Source organism: Kaistella sp. 97-N-M2, from assembly GCF_021513235.1.
Classification (GTDB): Bacteria; Bacteroidota; Bacteroidia; order Flavobacteriales; family Weeksellaceae; genus Kaistella.
The window spans coordinates 1,946,022-1,963,926 of sequence record NZ_CP090976.1 but is presented as its reverse complement, the minus strand read 5'-3'; the positions used below and the strand labels follow the sequence as shown (position 1 = coordinate 1,963,926).

Below are 17,905 nucleotides of genomic sequence, written 5' to 3'. Positions count from 1 at the left end.
CATGCCCAATACAATCATTATAGGTTCAGGAAGTTACCTTCCCACCAAAGTCATCGGCAGAGACCATTTTAAAGATTCTGTCTTCTATACGGATGAAGGCGAAAAAATCGATAAGCCCAATGACGAGATCATTCAGAAATTTGTAGAGATCACCGAAATTGAAACCCGCAGATATCTGGAAGATGATGAATTTAATTCGGATTTGGGTTTTCGTGCGGCAAAAGAAGCAATTGCTGATGCTAAAATCGATCAGGAAAATTTAGATTATATTATTTATGCCAGCAATTTCGGCGAAGTGAACACTGATGGAATGACTAACTTCATGCCTTCAATGTCTGCACGTTTGAAAAACAAACTCGGCGTAAAAAACAGAAGATGTGTTAATTACGACATGATTTTCGGTTGCCCCGGTTGGGTGGAAGCCATGATTCTGGCAGATACGCTCATCAAATCCAAAAAAGCAAAACTTATTCTTGTGGTAGGATCTGAAACACTCAGCAGAGTGGTAGACAAGTTCGACCGCAACAAAATGATCTTTGCCGATGGCGCCGGCGCGGTTGTAGTACGTGCAACAGACGACGAAACCGTTGGAATCATCGCGGATTCAACAATTTGCGACAATGATGTAGAACTGAATTTTCTGGAAAATTCGCCTTCCTTAAAACTGGATGAAGACCGACGACCGCTTTATATTAGGATGCACGGCCGAAAAATCTACGAATATGCCCTAAAGCATGTTCCCGATGCTATTAAAGAAACCATTGATAAAGCCGGATTAACGCTGGACGACATCGATAAAATTCTAATTCACCAGGCCAATGCCAAAATGGATTATGCGATGATCTCCCGACTTCACAAACTCTACGGAAAAACGGATTACGATCATGCGATCGCTCCGATGACGATTCAGAATTTTGGAAATTCGTCCGTAGCAACAATCCCTACCATGTTTGATCTTATTATCAAGGGAAAACTGGACGGTCATACGTTTAAAGATCAGGGCAATGTTGTTTTTGCCTCTGTGGGTGCAGGAATGAACATCAATGCAATCGTTTATAAATTCCCTTAATCATCCGATTTAAAAATAATAAAAAGCACAAATCGATTTTTGTGCTTTTTTGTTGACATTAAAAACATGCAGAAAACTTTTTTAATACTTACCGGCGTTCTTTTTATTTTAGAATTCTATGTTTATCAGGCGCTGAAAACCATCACCTCGAACAACTGGGTAAGAATTGCGTATGGGGTAATTACGCTTATCGGTTACGGTGTTTTTATTTACGAACTGATTAATTTTAAAAGAACTGACCGCGATCATCATCGCGTGCAGATTGTGGCCTCTATTCTTTTAATTTTTCTTCTCCCAAAATTGTTTGTCGTTTTTTTTCTTATTTTGGAGGATATAGGCAGGCTTTTCAATTACCTGCTCAGTTTTTTCACGCAAACGGAATCAACCTATCCCGGCCGCCGGAAGTTTCTAAGTTTAATCGGTTGGGGAATTGCAGGCGTTTTTTCAGCTTTGATTATTGACGGGATTATTTTTGGAAAATACCGCCACCGCGTAAGAAAAGTGAAAATGAAAATCGCCGGCTTACCTGCAAGTTTTAAAGGTTATAAAATTGTTCAGATCTCCGATGTTCACAGCGGAAGTTTTTTTCATCCGGAAAAACTGCAGAAAGCCATCGATTTAATTAATGCGCAGAATGCAGATCTCGTCTTGTTTACCGGCGATATGGTTAATAATTTCGCAAGCGAATTCAAACCGTTTGTACCCTTATTTTCCACCATAAAATCAACAGACGGAAAACTTTCAGTTCTTGGAAACCACGATTACGGCGATTATGCGGAGTGGAATTCTGCCGCAGAAAAAGCCCAAAACATTCCTAATCTTATCGCTTTGCAAAAAGAAGCCGGTTTTGAAATGCTGCGGAATGAACATCGCATCATCGAGAAAAACGGCGAGAAACTTTATATTCTTGGCGTCGAAAACTGGGGCGAAAAACCGTTTCCGCAGTTCGGCGACTTAGATAAAGCATCTGCAGGAGTTCCGCCGGAAGCCGCAAAAATATTGATGAGTCATGATCCGACGCATTTCGATGCGATCGTAAAAAATCACCCCGCAAATGTGCAGCTCACACTTTCCGGCCATACACACGGCATGCAGTTTGGCATCGATTTGAAAAATGTCCGCTGGTCGCCGGTGCAGTACCGCTACAAAAAGTGGGCAGACCTTTACGAGAGTCAGGGGAAATCGCTCTATGTGAACCGCGGTTTCGGCGTAATCGGTTATCCGGGCAGGGTTGGCATCGAGCCGGAAATTACCCTTATCGAACTAAGTTAATTTAAAGAGATGATTTTATTTGAAAAAGCTTCGGAGAAAGACATTCCCTTAATTCGCGATCTTGCTGAGAAGTCCTGGAATACGGCGTACGTCGATATTCTTTCGCGAAAGCAGATCGATTACATGCTGTTCGAAATGTATTCCGCAGAAGTTATTGGTGCGCAGATGAAAAATTCAAACTACCAATATTACGTGATTTTGATGGAGAAAAAACCCGTGGGTTTTATAGGTTTTGAATTTCATTATGAAGAAAATACGACAAAACTCCACCGAATTTATCTGCTTCCGGAAGCCACAGGAAAAAGCCTTGGTAAAAAAGGACTGGATTTTCTAAAACAGAAAGTAGCGGAAACTTCCGATACGCGAATTATTTTAAACGTTAATAAAAATAACAACGCCCGGAGATTTTATGAATTTCAGGGTTTCACTGTGTACGACGAAGGCGTCTTCGATATTGGAAACGGTTTTGTGATGGATGATTATCTGATGGAATTTAAATTTTAAAAGCGATCCAACAGATATTGAAATTTGAGAAAATTTATTTGTGGTACGATTTTAGGTTATTAGTTTTTATAACATTAAAAAATAAAATTATGACCCGTACTAATTTACTTTCAAAAATTCAGTTTTTCGCCTTGGCGGTAGTAGCAAACCTTGCCGTAGTCTTGGTAAAAGCGCAGGACGCAGCGCCAGATTTAAAAGTTGATGTAGACGTTGATAAAGGCGGAAGCGCAATGGGTGCCGACTGGATGAGCAATCCTTTGGTTTGGGTGATCGGCGCGCTCGTTTTAATTGTAATCATTGCTTTAGTAGCAAGAGGCGGCGGGAACAAATCATAATTACTATCAATGATATACAATAAGAACCCGGAAAAACTTCCGGGTTCTTCTTTTGGTGGAAAGTTCGAAATGCTATTTTTTTAAAGCGCCAGCGCTTTTTGATAGGCGCTTTCAATGCCCTCTAAATTTTTTCCACCGGCAGTTGCAAATCCCGGATTGCCGCCGCCACCGCCCTGGATTTCTTTTGCAAGATCTTTAATGATATTACCCGCATGATACTGAGATTCCAGATCTTTAGCAACTCCAACTGTAATCAAGGGTTTTGCATCGGCGTCAGAAATGATAACAATAACAGAATTTGGCGTCTCTTTTTTCAGCTGAAAAACGACGTCTTTTACGCTTCCCGCATCCATAGATACCTTTTTCACCAGTAATTTTTTACCACCGCGGTCTGTGAAATCGTTTTTCCAGGTTGCGGTTTCACTTTTTGCCTTGTCTTTTTTGAGCGAGTCGACTTCCGCTTTCAGTTGCGTGTTTTCGTCCAGAAGCTTTTGAACGGATTTTGCCAGGTCTTTCGATTTTAATAAAACAGAAATTTCCTTCATCTGGCTTTCCAGATTATTAAAATATTCAGCAGACTGGTCCCCGGAAATCGCTTCAATACGGCGAATTCCCGCGGCGGTAGAACTTTCATTCTGGATTTTAAAGTGCCCGATTTCTCCTGTGGATTTCACATGCGTTCCACCACATAATTCTTTGGAAGAACCAAACTGAATCATCCGGACTTTATCGCCATATTTTTCCCCGAAAAGTGCCATAGCGCCCTTCTCGATCGCTTCGTTCATCGGTATTTCCCGGAATTCCTGCAGTGCAATATTTTCTTTAATTTTCTTATTGACTTTATCTTCCACGAGTTTCAGATCGTCTTCATTAATTTTTGAAAAGTGCGAAAAATCAAAACGTAGATATTCCGGACTTACAAAAGAACCTTTCTGCTCCACGTGCGTTCCTAAAACTTCGCGCAAAGCTTCGTGCAGCAAATGCGTCACGGAGTGATTTGCCTGTGTGTTTCTTCGTTGCGTATCATTTACTTTCGCATAAAAAACAGCTCCGGCATCTTTCGGTAAATCTTTAATTGAGGAAACGATCAAATTATTTTCTTTTCGCGTTTCTAAAACTTCGATGATTTCTTTGCAGTCTTTAATATCGAAAACACTTGGTTTTGAAATATCAAAACCTTCCGCATAACTTGGGATTAAAACTCCCTGATCGCCTACCTGTCCGCCACCTTCCGGATAAAAAGGCGATTTGGACAGAACGATCTGATAAAATTCGCCGTCTTTATTTTCTACTTTTCGGTAACGTGTAATGTAGGTTTCGGTTTCGGTTTGATCGTAACCCACGAAAGTTTCGGCTTTTTCTTCCAAAACAACCCAGTCATAAACCTTTTGCGCAGAAGATTTTTTGGAGCGCTGTTTTTGCTTTTCCATTTCGTCGTCAAATCCTTTTTCATCGACGGTTAAATTCTTTTCTTCGGCGATAATGCGGGATAAATCGGCGGGAAAACCGTAGGTATCGTACAATTCAAAAACTGCGGCTCCCGGAAGGGTTCCTTCGTTTTTTGCAAGGGTTTCATTGATGATAAGATCGATTCTTTTTAAACCATGTTCGATGGTTTTCAGGAATGATGTTTCTTCCTCTTTGATGACTTCCGTTACGAGTTTTTGCTGCTTCACGAGTTCCGGGAAAAAGTCGCCCATTTCATTTCTTAAAACGGCCACCAATTCAAAAAGAAAAGGTTCTTTCATGCCTAAAAAACGGTAAGAATAAGAAATCGCACGACGTAAAATACGGCGGATCACATAACCGGCACCACCGTTGGACGGCAACTGCCCATCGGCGATCGCAAAGGCCACGGCACGAATATGATCAACAAGAACGCGGATTGCGATATCTTTTTCGTCCTCTAAAATTCCCGTGTATTTTTTGCCCGAAATTTCTTCTACTTTCGCAATTAGAGGCGTAAAAACATCGGTATCGTAATTGGAAGTTTTTCCCTGCAGCGCCATACACAGACGCTCAAATCCCATTCCGGTATCAACATGTCTGGAGGGTAGTTTTTCTAAACTTCCGTCGGCTTTTCTGTTGAATTCCATAAAAACCAGATTCCAGACTTCCACGACTTGCGGATGATCGTTATTCACAAGATCCAAACCAGGAACTCGGGCTTTTTCTTCCGCCGTGCGGATATCGATATGAATTTCCGAACAGGGTCCGCAGGGTCCGCTCTCGCCCATTTCCCAGAAATTATCTTTTTTATTTCCGTTGATAATTCGGTCCTCGGAAATATGAGCTTTCCAATAATTATAGGCTTCGTTATCACGCTCTAAATTCTCAGACGCATCACCTTCAAAAATTGTAACGTACAGACTTTCTTTCGGAATCTTATATACTTCGGTCAACAGTTCCCACGCAAAATCGATGGCTTCTTTTTTAAAATAATCGCCAAAGGACCAGTTGCCCAGCATTTCGAACATGGTGTGATGATAGGTATCGCGGCCCACATCATCCAAATCATTATGTTTACCCGAAACCCTTAAGCATTTTTGAGTATCTGCAATTCGCGGCGATCTGGGTTGTTTATAGCCCAAAAAATAATCTTTAAACTGCGTCATTCCGGAATTGGAAAACATCAAAGTTGGATCATCTTTTAACACGATGGGTGCGGACGGAACGATTAAATGTTCTTTTTCCCGAAAGAAATCTAAAAACTGCTGTCTTATTTGTTGTGATGTCATGGTTTCTGTTTGCTTTTACGAAGTGCTTTTGGCGTATTACAAGTTCGCAAATTTAATGATTTTGAAATGATTGTGAAATAAGGACCGACACTATTCTCAAACCAGCCTATATCCATAAATTTTAAATATAAAAAACCTGCATTCTGATTTTATCGTATATCCAGGTAATCGCGATCTACTTCATACCAAAAATGATGGCGATAGAAAATTCCTTACCGGAATTTTATCATTCTGCCTGATATTTGCAAAGAAAGAAATAAGAAAAATTAAAAAAATGAATAAACATAATAAGAAAAAAATGAAAAGTATATTAACACTCTTCGCCTTTATTTTTGGCGTCGGTATTTTTGCAGCGACTAATTTTTCCTGCACGAAAGCCAAATTGCAGGTTAACAAAGAAAATAAACAAAATGAAACTGATATGGAAGGAAAAAATGTAAAAGAAGTGTATTTCGCCGGAGGATGTTTTTGGGGAACTGAACATTTATTTCAACTCGTGCGCGGCGTTGTAGGCACAGAGGTTGGTTACGCCAACGGAAAGGTTAAAAACCCTACGTACGAGCAGGTAATTAGCCATACAACTGGTTTTACAGAAACCGTGAAAGTAAAATATGACGCTGATCAGGTTGATTTGCCGCTGTTGATTAAGCTTTTCTTTAAATCTATCGATCCAACGACGATCGACAGACAGGGAAATGATATTGGCGACAATTACCGCAGCGGAATCTACAGCACGGATGCCGCCACCGAGGCAATCATCAAAACCGAAGTTGCGAAACTGGCAAAAAACTACGATAAACCTGTGGTTGTAGAAACGATCCCTTTGAAAAACTTCTACAAAGCTGAAGATTATCATCAGGATTATTTGGTTAAGAATCCGGGTGGTTACTGTCATATTCCGCTTTTTGTGTTTGAAGAAGCGAAAAATGCAAATCCGCTGCCGAAAGCGAAATCATAAAACTTAAGGTTGTCGATAGGCAACCTTTTTTTATTAAATGATGATCAGTCCTCAGTAAAATTGAAACAAAAAATCCGTCTCGCAAAACGAAACGGATTTAATCACTTATTACACTTAAATAAATAAAAATTTATTTCTTTTCCAGGGCTTTTACCAAAATCTGAAGATTCACTTCGTCTTTGATAACGCCATTTGCGAGCGGCATTTGGAATTTTACTCCAAAATCTTCCCGCATCACATCTTTTGGTTCTGTGGCAATGCTCACTTCACCGTCTTTTACAGAAACGTTGGCGTTAAACTGCACGGGTTTCGTAATTCCTTTTATCGTTAAATTGCCGTCGAGCAATGTATTGTAATCGCCGGAAGCATTGTCTGAAACCTTGGTGATCTCATAAGAAGCGGTGGGAAACTTTTCGGTTTCGAAAAAATCGCCACTTTTTAAATGACTGTTGAGCTTGTTGAGTTGTTCTGTATCGTCTTTTAAATCTACAGAGGTTAACGTAGTCATATCCGCAACAAACTTTCCGCTTTCAAGTTTTCCGTCTTTCACTGTTACATCTCCGCTTTCGAACTGAATGGTACCAAAATGACTCGTATTCTCCGATTTTACCACTTTGAATCCTTTCCATTCGATCCTGCTGTTCAGCGTATCGAGTTCATAAACATTGCCCTCTTTTGTAATCGAACTTTCGTTACTTTCGCTGATTAAAGGTTTATCTTTACCGCAAGAAACTAGAGAAACTGCTGCAATAATTGCAGAAATAACGGACATTGTTATTACTTTTTTCATTAAAAACTGAATTTAAATTATATCGCTAAAATAGTAAAATTATTCCTATTACAGCCAAAAATATTACTTTTGCCACATGCTTTTAGAAATCAGTCATTTATTTTTTTCGCATTCTCCACAAAAGAAACTGTTTCAAAACTTTAACCTGAACGTGAAAGAAGGTCAAATAATCGCTTTGGCGGGCGAAAGCGGGTGCGGAAAATCGACCCTTTTGAACCTTATTTACGGTTTGCTCGATTGGGAAGCAGGAGATATTATTTTCGACGGAAAGCCGATTCTGGGCCCGAAAAAGAATTTGGTTCCCGGCGAAAGCGACATGAAACTTGTAGCGCAGAATTACGATTTAATGCCCTATTCTACCGTGGCTGAAAATGTAGGTAAATTTATTTCCAATATTAATTTAGTACAAAAAAAGGCACGCGTTGAGGAACTTTTACAAGTGGTCGGTCTGGAAGATTATGCCGGAATTTTACCCAAATATCTAAGCGGTGGCCAGCAGCAGCGTGTTTCGATCGCCCGTGCCCTTTCGGTAATGCCAAAATTACTTTTGCTCGACGAACCTTTCAGTAACATCGATTTTTCCCGGAAAATTGAACTTCGGGAACGACTTTTTAATTATGTTCGCGAAAAAAATATTTCACTGCTGATCTCAACGCACGAGATTCAGGAAGTAATGCCCTGGCTGGACCAGATTGTTGTTTTGCAGGATGGAAGGTTAATACAGAACGACAGCGCAGAAGAAACGTACACGAAGCCGTATAACAAGTACGTGGCAGAACTTTTTGGGGAAGTGAATGCATTTTCGGCGGCAGAAAAAAAGACTTCCAGCTTTCTAAAAGTCTTTGGTATCCGCACGAAATAAAAATCGCCGACAGCGGCCTGGACGCCGAAGTCCTGGAAAGCCGCTTTGCCGGAAGTTATTACTGGAACAAAGTTTCGCTGAAGGATTGCCGGATCATTATCTATACACCAGACCAAATTTCAGGTGCAGTGAAAATCCGGTTTTAAGCGGGTTTTTTATCGGTTAAGCACGAATTGCATAAATTTTTACGCGACTGTCAGAAATTTCTTATGCCAGGTAAAAAATATTGATGCTATAGTTTTTCACTTAGGCTTTCTTCACAAACTCAGACTTTAAAGCCATGGAGCCGAAACCGTCAATTTTACAGTCGATGTTATGATCGGAATCCGGGCGCAGTCTGATGTTTTTCACTTTCGTTCCGGCTTTTACGGGTTTCGGCGCACCTTTCACAGGCAAATCTTTTACCACGACTACGGTATCGCCGTTTTGCAGCTCATTTCCGTTCGCATCCAGAATTCTATCTTCTTCGGAAGTTTCTCCGGGCGTCCATTCGTGGAAGCATTGGGAACATACCATTTTGCCGTCCTGTTCGTAGGTAAATTCTGATTCGCATTTTGGGCAAACGATCGTATCACTCATAATTTTTAATTTTTGCAAAGATATTATTATTAAAGAAACTCCGAAGAATGATAAATGGTTTGGAATAAAAACAATCCTGCTTCTAAACACGGCGTGCGCCCCGACCTGAGTGGAGCTCTTTTTATTCGGGGGCTGCGCGCAGCCGCCAAATAAAAAAGCGGGAACGGAGGGCGGAAATGTGCGCCCAAATTATTACGTTTAAAAACCTTATTTTTGCAAAAATTATGGCCCGGAGATTCGAGGCTGAATTGAACCTTTAAAAAATCCTAAATGGAACTCATACACAGAAACTTACTTATCGGAATTCACGACGCATTGCAGGAAACTTTTTTCGAAGACCGAAAATACGCCGACAAAGTGATCGAAAGGCTTTTGAAAGGCCACAAACAATGGGGCAGCGAAGACCGGAAAGTAGTGGCACAAATTTTTTACGACATCATTCGCTGGAAAAAACGCCTCGAATATTACATGGGCGAAGGCGTAAAACCGCACAATATCTACAAATTAATTTTGGCGTACTGCCTCTGGACGAAAACGCATTACAAAAAATTTGAGGAATTCGACGGCGTGAAAACCGCCGATATCATTAACAAATTAAAGAAAAACACGGTTCCCACGAAAGCCGTGGAATATTCCATCCCCGAATGGCTGGCAGAAACCATGGAAAAAGAACTCGGTCCGGGCTGGGAGAAAGAAATGATCGCGTTGAATGAGCAGGCGCCGACGGTTCTTCGCGTTAATACGCTGAAAACCACGGCGAAAGAGCTTATTTCGGACTTAAAAGTGGAAGGTGTGGAAAGTTTCCAGATCAAAAACTATCCTGATGCAGTGCAGCTTGACGTGAGAAAAAACGTTTTTATTACGACCGCCTTTAAGGACGGCCTGTTCGAAGTTCAGGACGCTTCTTCCCAAAAAATCGGCGAATTGCTCGACGTACAGGAAGGCATGCGCGTGGTCGACGTTTGTGCCGGAGCTGGCGGAAAAACGCTTCACCTCGCGGCCTTAATGAAAAACAAAGGCCAGATTATCGCCCTCGATATTTACGAGTGGAAACTGGCAGAACTGAAACGCCGCGCGAAAAGAGCCGGTGCGCACAACATCGAAACCCGCATGATCGACGATAACAAAGTCATCAAAAGACTCCACGAAACGGCCGACCGTTTGCTCATCGATTCGCCGTGCTCGGGCTTGGGTGTGCTCAAAAGAAATCCGGATTCCAAGTGGAAAATTGATCAGGATTTTATCGACCGCATTAAAAAAGAACAGGAAAAAATCCTGCAGGACTATGCAAAAATCCTGAAAAAAGGCGGAAAAATGATCTACGCCACGTGTTCCATTTTGCCAAGCGAAAATAACGAGCAGGTGGAAACTTTCCTGAAAAATAACGAAGGTTATACTTTGATCAAAGAAGAGAAAATAATGCCGAGCGACGGGTTCGACGGCTTCTACATGGCTTTGATCGAGCGAAAAGCTTAACCTAAATTTCTCCGCATATCAGCCACTTCCCAGTCGAAGTGGCTGTTTTTTTGGAGGAGCCCGAAGATTTCGCTTCTTCCGAAATCCCGTCGCGCTCTTCACTATATCTTTTTCTCGTCGTTCCTCCTCAAAAAAGGATGCCGTTGCGATCGCGGCTAGAATAAAATTTCCTTTTTTTTACCAAATTCATTGAAGGTTTTCCACCAATTTTAAATTGTAATCTGTTTTAGAACGCGTTACATATCAAAACTCAATAATCAGCGCATTGTAGTACGGTTCTTGTTAAGCCTTGCACCATGAATCGTAGAGAATTTATACAGACCGGCGGTTTGGGAGTTGCTGCCCTGTTCTTTTTGGGAGCGGGCAGTTTGTACGGACAATCGCCACTTTCACCGCGGGAAAACCTCAATCAACCCACAGAAATCAGTGATAAAGAAGTTGTTATCATCGGTTCCGGCTACGGCGGATCGGTGGCTGCTCTGCGGCTATGTGAAAAAAATATTCCTGTCACGCTTCTGGAAATGGGTTTAAACTGGGAAAAATCCGGCGAAAAATTCTCGACGATGATCAATCCCGGACATTCTGCCGCCTGGCTGAAAACCAAAACCATCGCTCCTTTTTTCAACCTCTTTAATTTGGAAAAATTTACGGGCGCTTTGGATCGCCTGGATTTTGAGAATATTAAAATTTGGCTCGGACGTGGTGTTGGCGGTGGTTCCCTCGTGAATGGCGGAATGGCCGTTACGCCGAAAAAAGAATATTTCAAAGAAATCTTCCCGAATTTAGATGCGGATAAATTTTATGCGAAATATTTTCCATTGGCCAATCAGGAATTGAAATCGAATGTTGCGTCCGAAGAATTTTTAGCGGATTGCGAGTTTTATAAATTCAACCGCGTGGGGGAACAAGAAGCCAAAAAAGCCGGCTTCCAAACCGTTCGCGTGCCGAATGTCTACGATTTCGAATACATGGAAAAGGAATACAAAAACGAAGTCCCGCGCTCCGCTTTGGCGGGCGAAGTGATTTACGGCAATAATCACGGTAAAAATTCTTTGGACAAAACCTACCTGAAAAAAGCTTCTGCCACGGGAAAACTGAATATTTTGGAGCTGCATCAGGTAAATCATATCACCCAAAATCCCGATGAAAGTTATGCGCTGGATATTTCCGTCCTGAATACGAAAGGCGAAGAGATTCAGCATAAAATCATCAACACGAAAAAATTAATCCTTTCCGCCGGAACGATGGGTTCGCTGGAACTCTTATTAAAATCAAAATCCCTCAACCACTTGCCAATGGACGAAAACATTGGAAAAGAATGGGGCAACAACGGAAATTTCATGACGGGCAGAAACTGGGTGAAAGCTTTTTCCGGTGGCACCGGCTTTCGGCAATCCACGATTCCTGTGGGCGGCATCGACCATTGGGAAGATGAAAAGCGTCCCTTCTTTGTGGAAATTGCACCCTTACCTATGGGAATGAACGTGGCCACGTCCCTTTATTTAATGGTGAACAAGCTGAAGAAATATGGCGAAGTTAATTACGATCCCGCTACGCAGAAACTGGCTTTAGACTGGAACGAATCTCACACGGCGCATATGAAAGATAATGCGAAATATTTTCTGCGCACCATGAACAAAGCCAATGGCGGAACGCGATCGCACCTTTTATTCCACAATGGTTTCGGTGCCGATGTTTGCTATCATCCGTTGGGCGGAATTGTTTTGGGAAAAGCAACCGATGACTTTGGCCGACTAAACGGTCACAAAAATCTTTACGTGGTGGACGGCTCTTTAATTCCGGGAACGATTGGTGTAAATCCTTTTGTCACCATCACCGCAATCGCGGAATACTGCCTGGAGGAAATCATTCGCCGCGATTTTGCGTAGTCCTCAAAAATTTTAAACAGAAAAAACACTTCTTTAAGGGAAGTGTTTTTCAGTTTTGAAAGTCAGCAGCGGAATTTTTTTAATAAAAATCTATATTTCTACGGATCAAACTTAAATTTGTTCTGTTTTAAAACTTATTTTAGTATATTTTTCTTACTTAGCTGTTTTTTGTTTCATTTTGTAAAGATTTATAATATGTTTGCAGTAGAATTTTAATTAAAAGTTACCAAACGATAAAAATACAGAAGTTATGTGTGGAATTGTATGCCTTTTCGATGCGAAACAGAAAACCGAAATCTTGCGACCTCAGGTTCTGGAAATGTCTAAAAAAATCCGTCACCGCGGCCCGGACTGGAGCGGCATTTTTCAGGATGAAAAAGTAATTTTTTCTCATGAAAGATTGGCGATCGTCGATCCCACTTCCGGCAAGCAACCCCTGTTTACAAAAGATAAAAAAGTAGTCCTGGCCGTTAATGGCGAAATTTATAACCATCAGGAACTTCGAAAAGAATTTCCCGATTACGAATTTCAAACCCACTCGGATTGTGAAGTGATCTTAGCTTTATACCGAAGAGACGGAAAAGATTTTCTGGAAAAATTAAACGGAATTTTCGCCTTTGCACTTTATGATATCGAAAACGACATTTATCTCGTGGGTCGCGACCACATGGGCATTTGCCCGCTTTACCAAGGTTGGGACAAAAATGGAAATTATTATGTAGCGTCCGAATTAAAAGCTTTGGAAGGCATCTGCAAAACGATCGAAAACTTTCTGCCCGGGCATTTTCTCTACAGCAAAGACGGCTATGAAATGCAGCAGTGGTACAAAAGAGACTGGACCGATTACAACAACGTAAAAGATAATGCTACCGACATTTCCCGCATCAGAAAAGCTTTGGAAGACGCGGTCCACCGCCAGTTGATGAGCGATGTTCCGTATGGCGTTCTGCTTTCCGGCGGTTTAGATTCTTCCATTATTGCGGCGGTGACGGCAAAATATTCCCGCAACAGAATCGAAAGTGGCGACACGCAGGAAGCCTGGTATCCGCGTCTGCACAGTTTTGCCGTGGGCCTGGAAGGAAGCCCCGATTTGCTCGCTGCCCAAAAAGCGGCGGATCATATCGGCTCCATTCACCACGAAGTTCACTTCACCGTTCAGGAAGGCCTCGATGCGGTACGCGACGTGATTTACCATCTCGAAACGTACGATGTAACAACTATTCGCGCCTCCACGCCGATGTATTTATTGGCAAGAGTCATCAAATCCATGGGAATCAAAATGGTGCTTTCCGGCGAAGGCAGCGACGAGCTTTTTGGGGGATATCTCTATTTCCACAAGGCGCCGAATGCCAAAGAATTCCACGAAGAAACCGTGCGAAAGCTTGGAAAACTTCACCTTTACGACTGTTTAAGAGCCAACAAATCGCTGATGAGTTGGGGAATAGAAGGAAGGGTTCCGTTTCTCGACAAAGAATTTATGGATGTGGCGATGACGATGAATCCGAAAGATAAAATGATAAGCAAAGCCGACGGCAAAATGGAAAAATGGGTTTTGCGCAAAGCCTTTGAAGATTTATTACCAGAAAGTATTGCATGGCGCCAGAAAGAACAGTTTTCCGACGGCGTGGGCTATTCCTGGATCGATTCTTTAAAAGAAGTTGCGGAAAAAGAAGTCACCAACGAAATGATGACGAACTCGAAATTCCGCTTCCCCTTAAATACACCCCAAAATAAAGAAGAATACCGCTATCGAACGATTTTTGAAGAGCATTTCCCAAGTGAAACCGCGGCGGCGACAGTTCCGTCTGTGCCTTCCGTCGCGTGCTCCACGCCAATCGCGCTGGAATGGGACGAAGCCTTTAAAAACGCCAACGACCCCAGCGGCAGAGCGGTGAAATCGGTGCACGAAGATTCCTACTAGAAGAGCCAGGGAAAAAGTAAAAAGAGCCAAGGGAAAACACTGGGAAATTATTCTTGAGATTAGAAACGGGCGTATCTTCCGAATTTGTCGGAGAAAGCCCGTTTTCTATCTACGATGATTCAGGTTTTAACAAAAACTGTCAAGGTAGCTCCTCAAAACATTTCGTTGGTAGATTTCACCTTCAGAAGAAGTCCGCAGAGTCTCTTGGTTTGATCTTGTAAAGATATTGTCGATGAGCCTTTTTTATAAAGACTTATGCGGATGGCAAATCGTTTGCTGTGCTTCGTTTAAATTTGCCGAATGCCCAATTCACAAAGTTCCGTAAAAAAATTCCTTCCTCTTATTTTAGCGACGTCCATTTTCATGCAAATGTTGGACTCCACCATTCTTAACACGTCTTTGCCTTCGATTGCCAAAGATCTGCAGGAATCTCCGCTGAATATGCAGAACGCCATCATCAGTTACGTCCTTACACTCGCACTCTTCATGCCGGTGAGCGGTTTTCTGGCCGACAAGTTCGGAACACGGAAAATTTTTATTTTTTCCCTCGTCATTTTTATGTTGGGTTCCTTATTTTGCGCCCTGTCCCAGGATTTAACGCAACTCGTCATTTCGCGGGTGATTCAGGGGTTGGGTGGTAGTTTAATGACGCCCGTAGGCAGGTTGGCTTTAATTAAGACGTTCGAGAAAAACGAGCTCATGAAAGCCATGAATTACGCTATTATTCCCGCGCTGATCGGACCAATTCTCGGACCTTTAGTCGGCGGTTATATGGTCGATTATTTTTCCTGGCACTGGATTTTTCTAATTAACATTCCCATCGGTTTATTGGGTTTATTGTTGAGTTTAAAATACATGCCCGATTACCGATCCGACCAGATTACGTTTGATTTAAAAGGTTTTTTGATCTTCGCCTCCGCCTCACTTCTTCTTTCTGTATCGCTGGAAATGTTCGGCTCGTCTCAACACACGACTTTAATTTTACTCATTTTTACATTCGGGTTTTTAATGATCTACTATTATTACATCCATGCAAAAAAGACGAAAAATCCCATTTTCCCTTTAAATTTATTTCAGGTTCGCACGTTTCGGGTAGGAATTGTCGGGAATTTAGCCACGCGCTTAGGAATCAGCTCCATTCCTCTCTTGTTGCCGTTGATGATTCAGATTGCCTACGGGGAAAGCGCTGTAGTTTCGGGCTGGATTGTCGCGCCGATGGCTTTAACCGCGATGTTGGGAAAATCTTCAGTCATTAAAATTTTAGACTATTTCGGTTACCGCCGAACGTTGATGACGAATACTTTCATCATCGGCATCTTGATTTCCTGCCTCGGAATTCCGGGCATGAACACGTCCATTTATTGGTTTATTCCAATCATTGCCATTTTGGGATTTTTCAATTCCATTCAGTTCACGTCGATGAACACGATTGCGATTGCCGATCTGCGTACGTCGCACACGAGCAGCGGAAATTCCTTACTTGCGGTTAATCAGCAACTCGCCGTTGGCTTCGGGATTGCTTTTGGACTAATTGCGCTGAAAATTTTTGAAAACAACACTTCCGTAACCGGCGGCAGCACGCATCTCGCGTTTCGCTACACTTTTTATATCGTCGGTTTTCTAACGGTTCTATCGGGATTTGTTTTTAGACGGCTTCATTCATCAGATGGAGAAAATATGAAATCGCACGTATAATCTGGTTCCAATTTGCATTTTTTTAAGAAAAAGATTTCGATTGATATCGAATCTTTCTCATTCAACAAAGAAATGATCATCAGAAAGCTCAAAATAATAGTCTATAAATTACGCATTCGATCTTTAGCATTTCCTGCATCATCAAATAGTTTCAGTTAGAAATCATCAGCCGAAATTCCTTTTTAATTTGGAATAAATGAACGTTTTAGACAAAAGCGATCATTTTGATAATTTATAATGCCTAACTTTCATCAACTAAAAATTATTAAAATGGAAGACAAGAAAAAACTGACGAGGCAAACCGGAGCACCAGTTCCCGATAATCAAAATACGCAAACCGCCGGACCGAGAGGACCACTGTTAATGCAGGATTTTTGGTTTTTGGAAAAAATGGCCAACTTCGACCGGGAAGTGATCCCCGAACGGAGAATGCACGCGAAAGGCTCTGGCGCCTTCGGAACTTTCACCGTTACGCACGATATTTCGGCTTATTCGAAAGCAAATATTTTTAATGAGATCGGCAAGCAAACCGAAATGTTCGCCCGGTTTTCCACTGTTGCCGGTGAGCGAGGCGCCGCCGATGCAGAGAGGGATATTAGAGGATTTGCTTTAAAATTTTACACAGAAGAGGGAATTTGGGATATGGTTGGCAATAACACGCCCGTTTTCTTTTTCCGCGATCCAATGAAATTTCCGGACCTGAATCATGCCGTAAAACGCGACCCGAAAACCAACCTCCGCGATGCGAATAATAACTGGGATTTCTGGACTTTACTACCCGAAGCTCTGCATCAGGTGACCATCATCATGAGCGACCGCGGCATCCCGAACGGCTACCGGCATATGCACGGTTTCGGAAGCCACACGTACAGCTTTCTCAATAAAGATAATGTTCGCCATTGGGTGAAATTTCATTTTAGAACACAGCAGGGCATCGACAATTTAACGGATGAAGAAGCCGGAAAACTCATCGGAATGGACCGCGAATCCGCACAACGGGATCTCTTCGACAACATCGAAAAAGGCAATTTCCCGAAATGGAAAATGTTCGTTCAGATTATGACGGAAGAAGAAGCCAAAACCTACCGTTTCCATCCGTTTGATCTCACAAAAGTCTGGTCCAAAAAAGATTTCCCTTTAATTGAAGTCGGCGAATTTGAACTGAACAAAAATGCGGAAAATTATTTTGCCGATGTGGAGCAAGCCGCCTTTAACCCGACGAATATCGTTCCCGGTATCGGTTTTTCTCCGGACAAAATGCTGCAGGGACGTCTCTTTTCCTACGGCGATGCGCAGCGCTACCGGTTAGGCGTGAATCACTATCAGATTCCCGTGAATAAACCGAGATGTCCATATAACGCGTTTCACCGCGATGGCCAGATGCGCGTGGACGGTAACTACGGCGGTACGAAACATTACGAACCCAACAGTTACGGCGAATGGCAGGAACAGCCTTCGTCCAAGGAGCCGCCGCTGGAGCTTTCGGGCGATGCTTACGCGCACAACTTCCGGGACGATGATGAAGATTACTTCACGCAGCCGGGAAATCTTTTCCGAATTATAAAGGCGGACGGCAAAGAGCAGATGCTTTTCGATAATACTGCCGCAAATGTTGGTGGCGCCGAGAAATTCATCCAGATCCGCCACATCAGAAACTGTTATAAAGCCGACTCGGAATACGGAACCGGCGTTGCAAATGCTTTGGGACTGACGATGGAAGAAGTTAATAGTTTCGACATGACGCCTTATGATCAATGGGCGCCGAAACCAAGTCATTAGGAATAAAAATTAATAAAGTTAAAGGTGAAAGGATTATA

Annotated in this window: 13 protein-coding genes and 1 pseudogene; 11 read left to right on the top strand and 3 right to left on the bottom strand. The window is 42.3% G+C overall.

Annotated features, from left to right (window positions below; genetic code table 11):
* The first annotated feature begins 1 nt into the window (after position 1).
* The 4 genes from L0B70_RS09235 to L0B70_RS09220 all read left to right on the top strand — a co-directional run bounded on the left by L0B70_RS09235 (position 2) and on the right by L0B70_RS09220 (position 3,180).
* Positions 2-1,069, top strand: a complete 1,068-nt coding sequence (locus tag L0B70_RS09235) for a 3-oxoacyl-ACP synthase III family protein (RefSeq protein WP_235141517.1) — start codon at positions 2-4, stop codon at positions 1,067-1,069.
* A 66-nt stretch (positions 1,070-1,135) separates the two neighbouring features.
* Positions 1,136-2,341 (top strand): metallophosphoesterase, encoded by a 1,206-nt coding sequence (locus L0B70_RS09230; RefSeq protein ID WP_235141516.1) that lies wholly within the window; start codon positions 1,136-1,138, stop codon positions 2,339-2,341.
* A gap of 9 nt (positions 2,342-2,350) precedes the next feature.
* On the top strand, positions 2,351-2,845 hold the full coding sequence (locus L0B70_RS09225) for a GNAT family N-acetyltransferase (protein WP_311195379.1): 495 nt from the start codon (positions 2,351-2,353) through the stop codon (positions 2,843-2,845).
* A gap of 89 nt (positions 2,846-2,934) precedes the next feature.
* Complete coding sequence (locus L0B70_RS09220) at positions 2,935-3,180, top strand: hypothetical protein (protein ID WP_235141515.1); 246 nt, start codon at positions 2,935-2,937, stop codon at positions 3,178-3,180.
* An 80-nt stretch (positions 3,181-3,260) separates the two neighbouring features.
* On the opposite strand, the gene alaS is transcribed toward L0B70_RS09220, so the two are convergent.
* Entirely contained in the window at positions 3,261-5,918 is a 2,658-nt protein-coding gene (gene alaS / locus L0B70_RS09215) for an alanine--tRNA ligase (protein WP_235141514.1), read from the bottom strand.
* A gap of 298 nt (positions 5,919-6,216) precedes the next feature.
* Here alaS and msrA point away from each other — a divergent pair, with 298 nt between their 5' ends.
* Positions 6,217-6,876, top strand: a complete 660-nt coding sequence (msrA, locus tag L0B70_RS09210; protein WP_407929690.1) for a peptide-methionine (S)-S-oxide reductase MsrA — start codon at positions 6,217-6,219, stop codon at positions 6,874-6,876.
* Positions 6,877-7,006: 130 nt separating this feature from the next.
* Here the strand turns inward: msrA and L0B70_RS09205 are convergent, their stop codons facing one another.
* Positions 7,007-7,666, bottom strand: coding sequence for a YceI family protein (locus tag L0B70_RS09205; protein ID WP_235141513.1), 660 nt, complete (start codon positions 7,664-7,666; stop codon positions 7,007-7,009).
* A gap of 76 nt (positions 7,667-7,742) precedes the next feature.
* Between L0B70_RS09205 and L0B70_RS09200 the strand changes: the two are divergent.
* Positions 7,743-8,674 (top strand): annotated as a pseudogene (locus L0B70_RS09200) (ABC transporter ATP-binding protein).
* 100 nt (positions 8,675-8,774) lie between these two features.
* Here the strand turns inward: L0B70_RS09200 and L0B70_RS09195 are convergent.
* Positions 8,775-9,107 (bottom strand): zinc ribbon domain-containing protein YjdM, encoded by a 333-nt coding sequence (locus tag L0B70_RS09195; RefSeq protein ID WP_235141512.1) that lies wholly within the window; start codon positions 9,105-9,107, stop codon positions 8,775-8,777.
* A gap of 270 nt (positions 9,108-9,377) precedes the next feature.
* Between L0B70_RS09195 and L0B70_RS09190 the strand changes: the two genes are divergently transcribed.
* From L0B70_RS09190 to L0B70_RS09170, 5 genes are all read left to right on the top strand, one after another.
* The gene (locus tag L0B70_RS09190) at positions 9,378-10,583 is read left to right on the top strand and encodes an RsmB/NOP family class I SAM-dependent RNA methyltransferase (RefSeq protein ID WP_235141511.1); all 1,206 of its coding nucleotides are present in this window, start codon (positions 9,378-9,380) and stop codon (positions 10,581-10,583) included.
* Between the two features lie 296 nt (positions 10,584-10,879).
* Complete coding sequence (locus L0B70_RS09185; RefSeq protein WP_235141510.1) at positions 10,880-12,472, top strand: GMC family oxidoreductase N-terminal domain-containing protein; 1,593 nt, start codon at positions 10,880-10,882, stop codon at positions 12,470-12,472.
* A gap of 250 nt (positions 12,473-12,722) precedes the next feature.
* Positions 12,723-14,393 (top strand): asparagine synthase B, encoded by a 1,671-nt coding sequence (gene asnB / locus L0B70_RS09180; protein WP_235141509.1) that lies wholly within the window; start codon positions 12,723-12,725, stop codon positions 14,391-14,393.
* A gap of 300 nt (positions 14,394-14,693) precedes the next feature.
* Positions 14,694-16,088 (top strand): MFS transporter, encoded by a 1,395-nt coding sequence (locus L0B70_RS09175; protein WP_235141508.1) that lies wholly within the window; start codon positions 14,694-14,696, stop codon positions 16,086-16,088.
* A 270-nt stretch (positions 16,089-16,358) separates the two neighbouring features.
* A complete protein-coding gene (locus L0B70_RS09170; RefSeq protein ID WP_235141507.1) occupies positions 16,359-17,867 on the top strand; it encodes a catalase in 1,509 nt (502 codons plus the stop codon).
* Positions 17,868-17,905: the final 38 nt, after the last annotated feature.

Coding starts and splice junctions, on each gene's coding strand:
- L0B70_RS09235 (WP_235141517.1), top strand. CDS start 2: ATGCCCAATACAATCATTATAGGTTCAGGAAGTTACCTTCCCACCAAA.
- L0B70_RS09230 (WP_235141516.1), top strand. CDS start 1,136: ATGCAGAAAACTTTTTTAATACTTACCGGCGTTCTTTTTATTTTAGAA.
- L0B70_RS09225 (WP_311195379.1), top strand. CDS start 2,351: ATGATTTTATTTGAAAAAGCTTCGGAGAAAGACATTCCCTTAATTCGC.
- L0B70_RS09220 (WP_235141515.1), top strand. CDS start 2,935: ATGACCCGTACTAATTTACTTTCAAAAATTCAGTTTTTCGCCTTGGCG.
- alaS (WP_235141514.1), bottom strand. CDS start 5,918: ATGACATCACAACAAATAAGACAGCAGTTTTTAGATTTCTTTCGGGAA.
- msrA (WP_407929690.1), top strand. CDS start 6,217: ATGAAAAGTATATTAACACTCTTCGCCTTTATTTTTGGCGTCGGTATT.
- L0B70_RS09205 (WP_235141513.1), bottom strand. CDS start 7,666: ATGAAAAAAGTAATAACAATGTCCGTTATTTCTGCAATTATTGCAGCA.
- L0B70_RS09195 (WP_235141512.1), bottom strand. CDS start 9,107: ATGAGTGATACGATCGTTTGCCCAAAATGCGAATCAGAATTTACCTAC.
- L0B70_RS09190 (WP_235141511.1), top strand. CDS start 9,378: ATGGAACTCATACACAGAAACTTACTTATCGGAATTCACGACGCATTG.
- L0B70_RS09185 (WP_235141510.1), top strand. CDS start 10,880: ATGAATCGTAGAGAATTTATACAGACCGGCGGTTTGGGAGTTGCTGCC.
- asnB (WP_235141509.1), top strand. CDS start 12,723: ATGTGTGGAATTGTATGCCTTTTCGATGCGAAACAGAAAACCGAAATC.
- L0B70_RS09175 (WP_235141508.1), top strand. CDS start 14,694: ATGCCCAATTCACAAAGTTCCGTAAAAAAATTCCTTCCTCTTATTTTA.
- L0B70_RS09170 (WP_235141507.1), top strand. CDS start 16,359: ATGGAAGACAAGAAAAAACTGACGAGGCAAACCGGAGCACCAGTTCCC.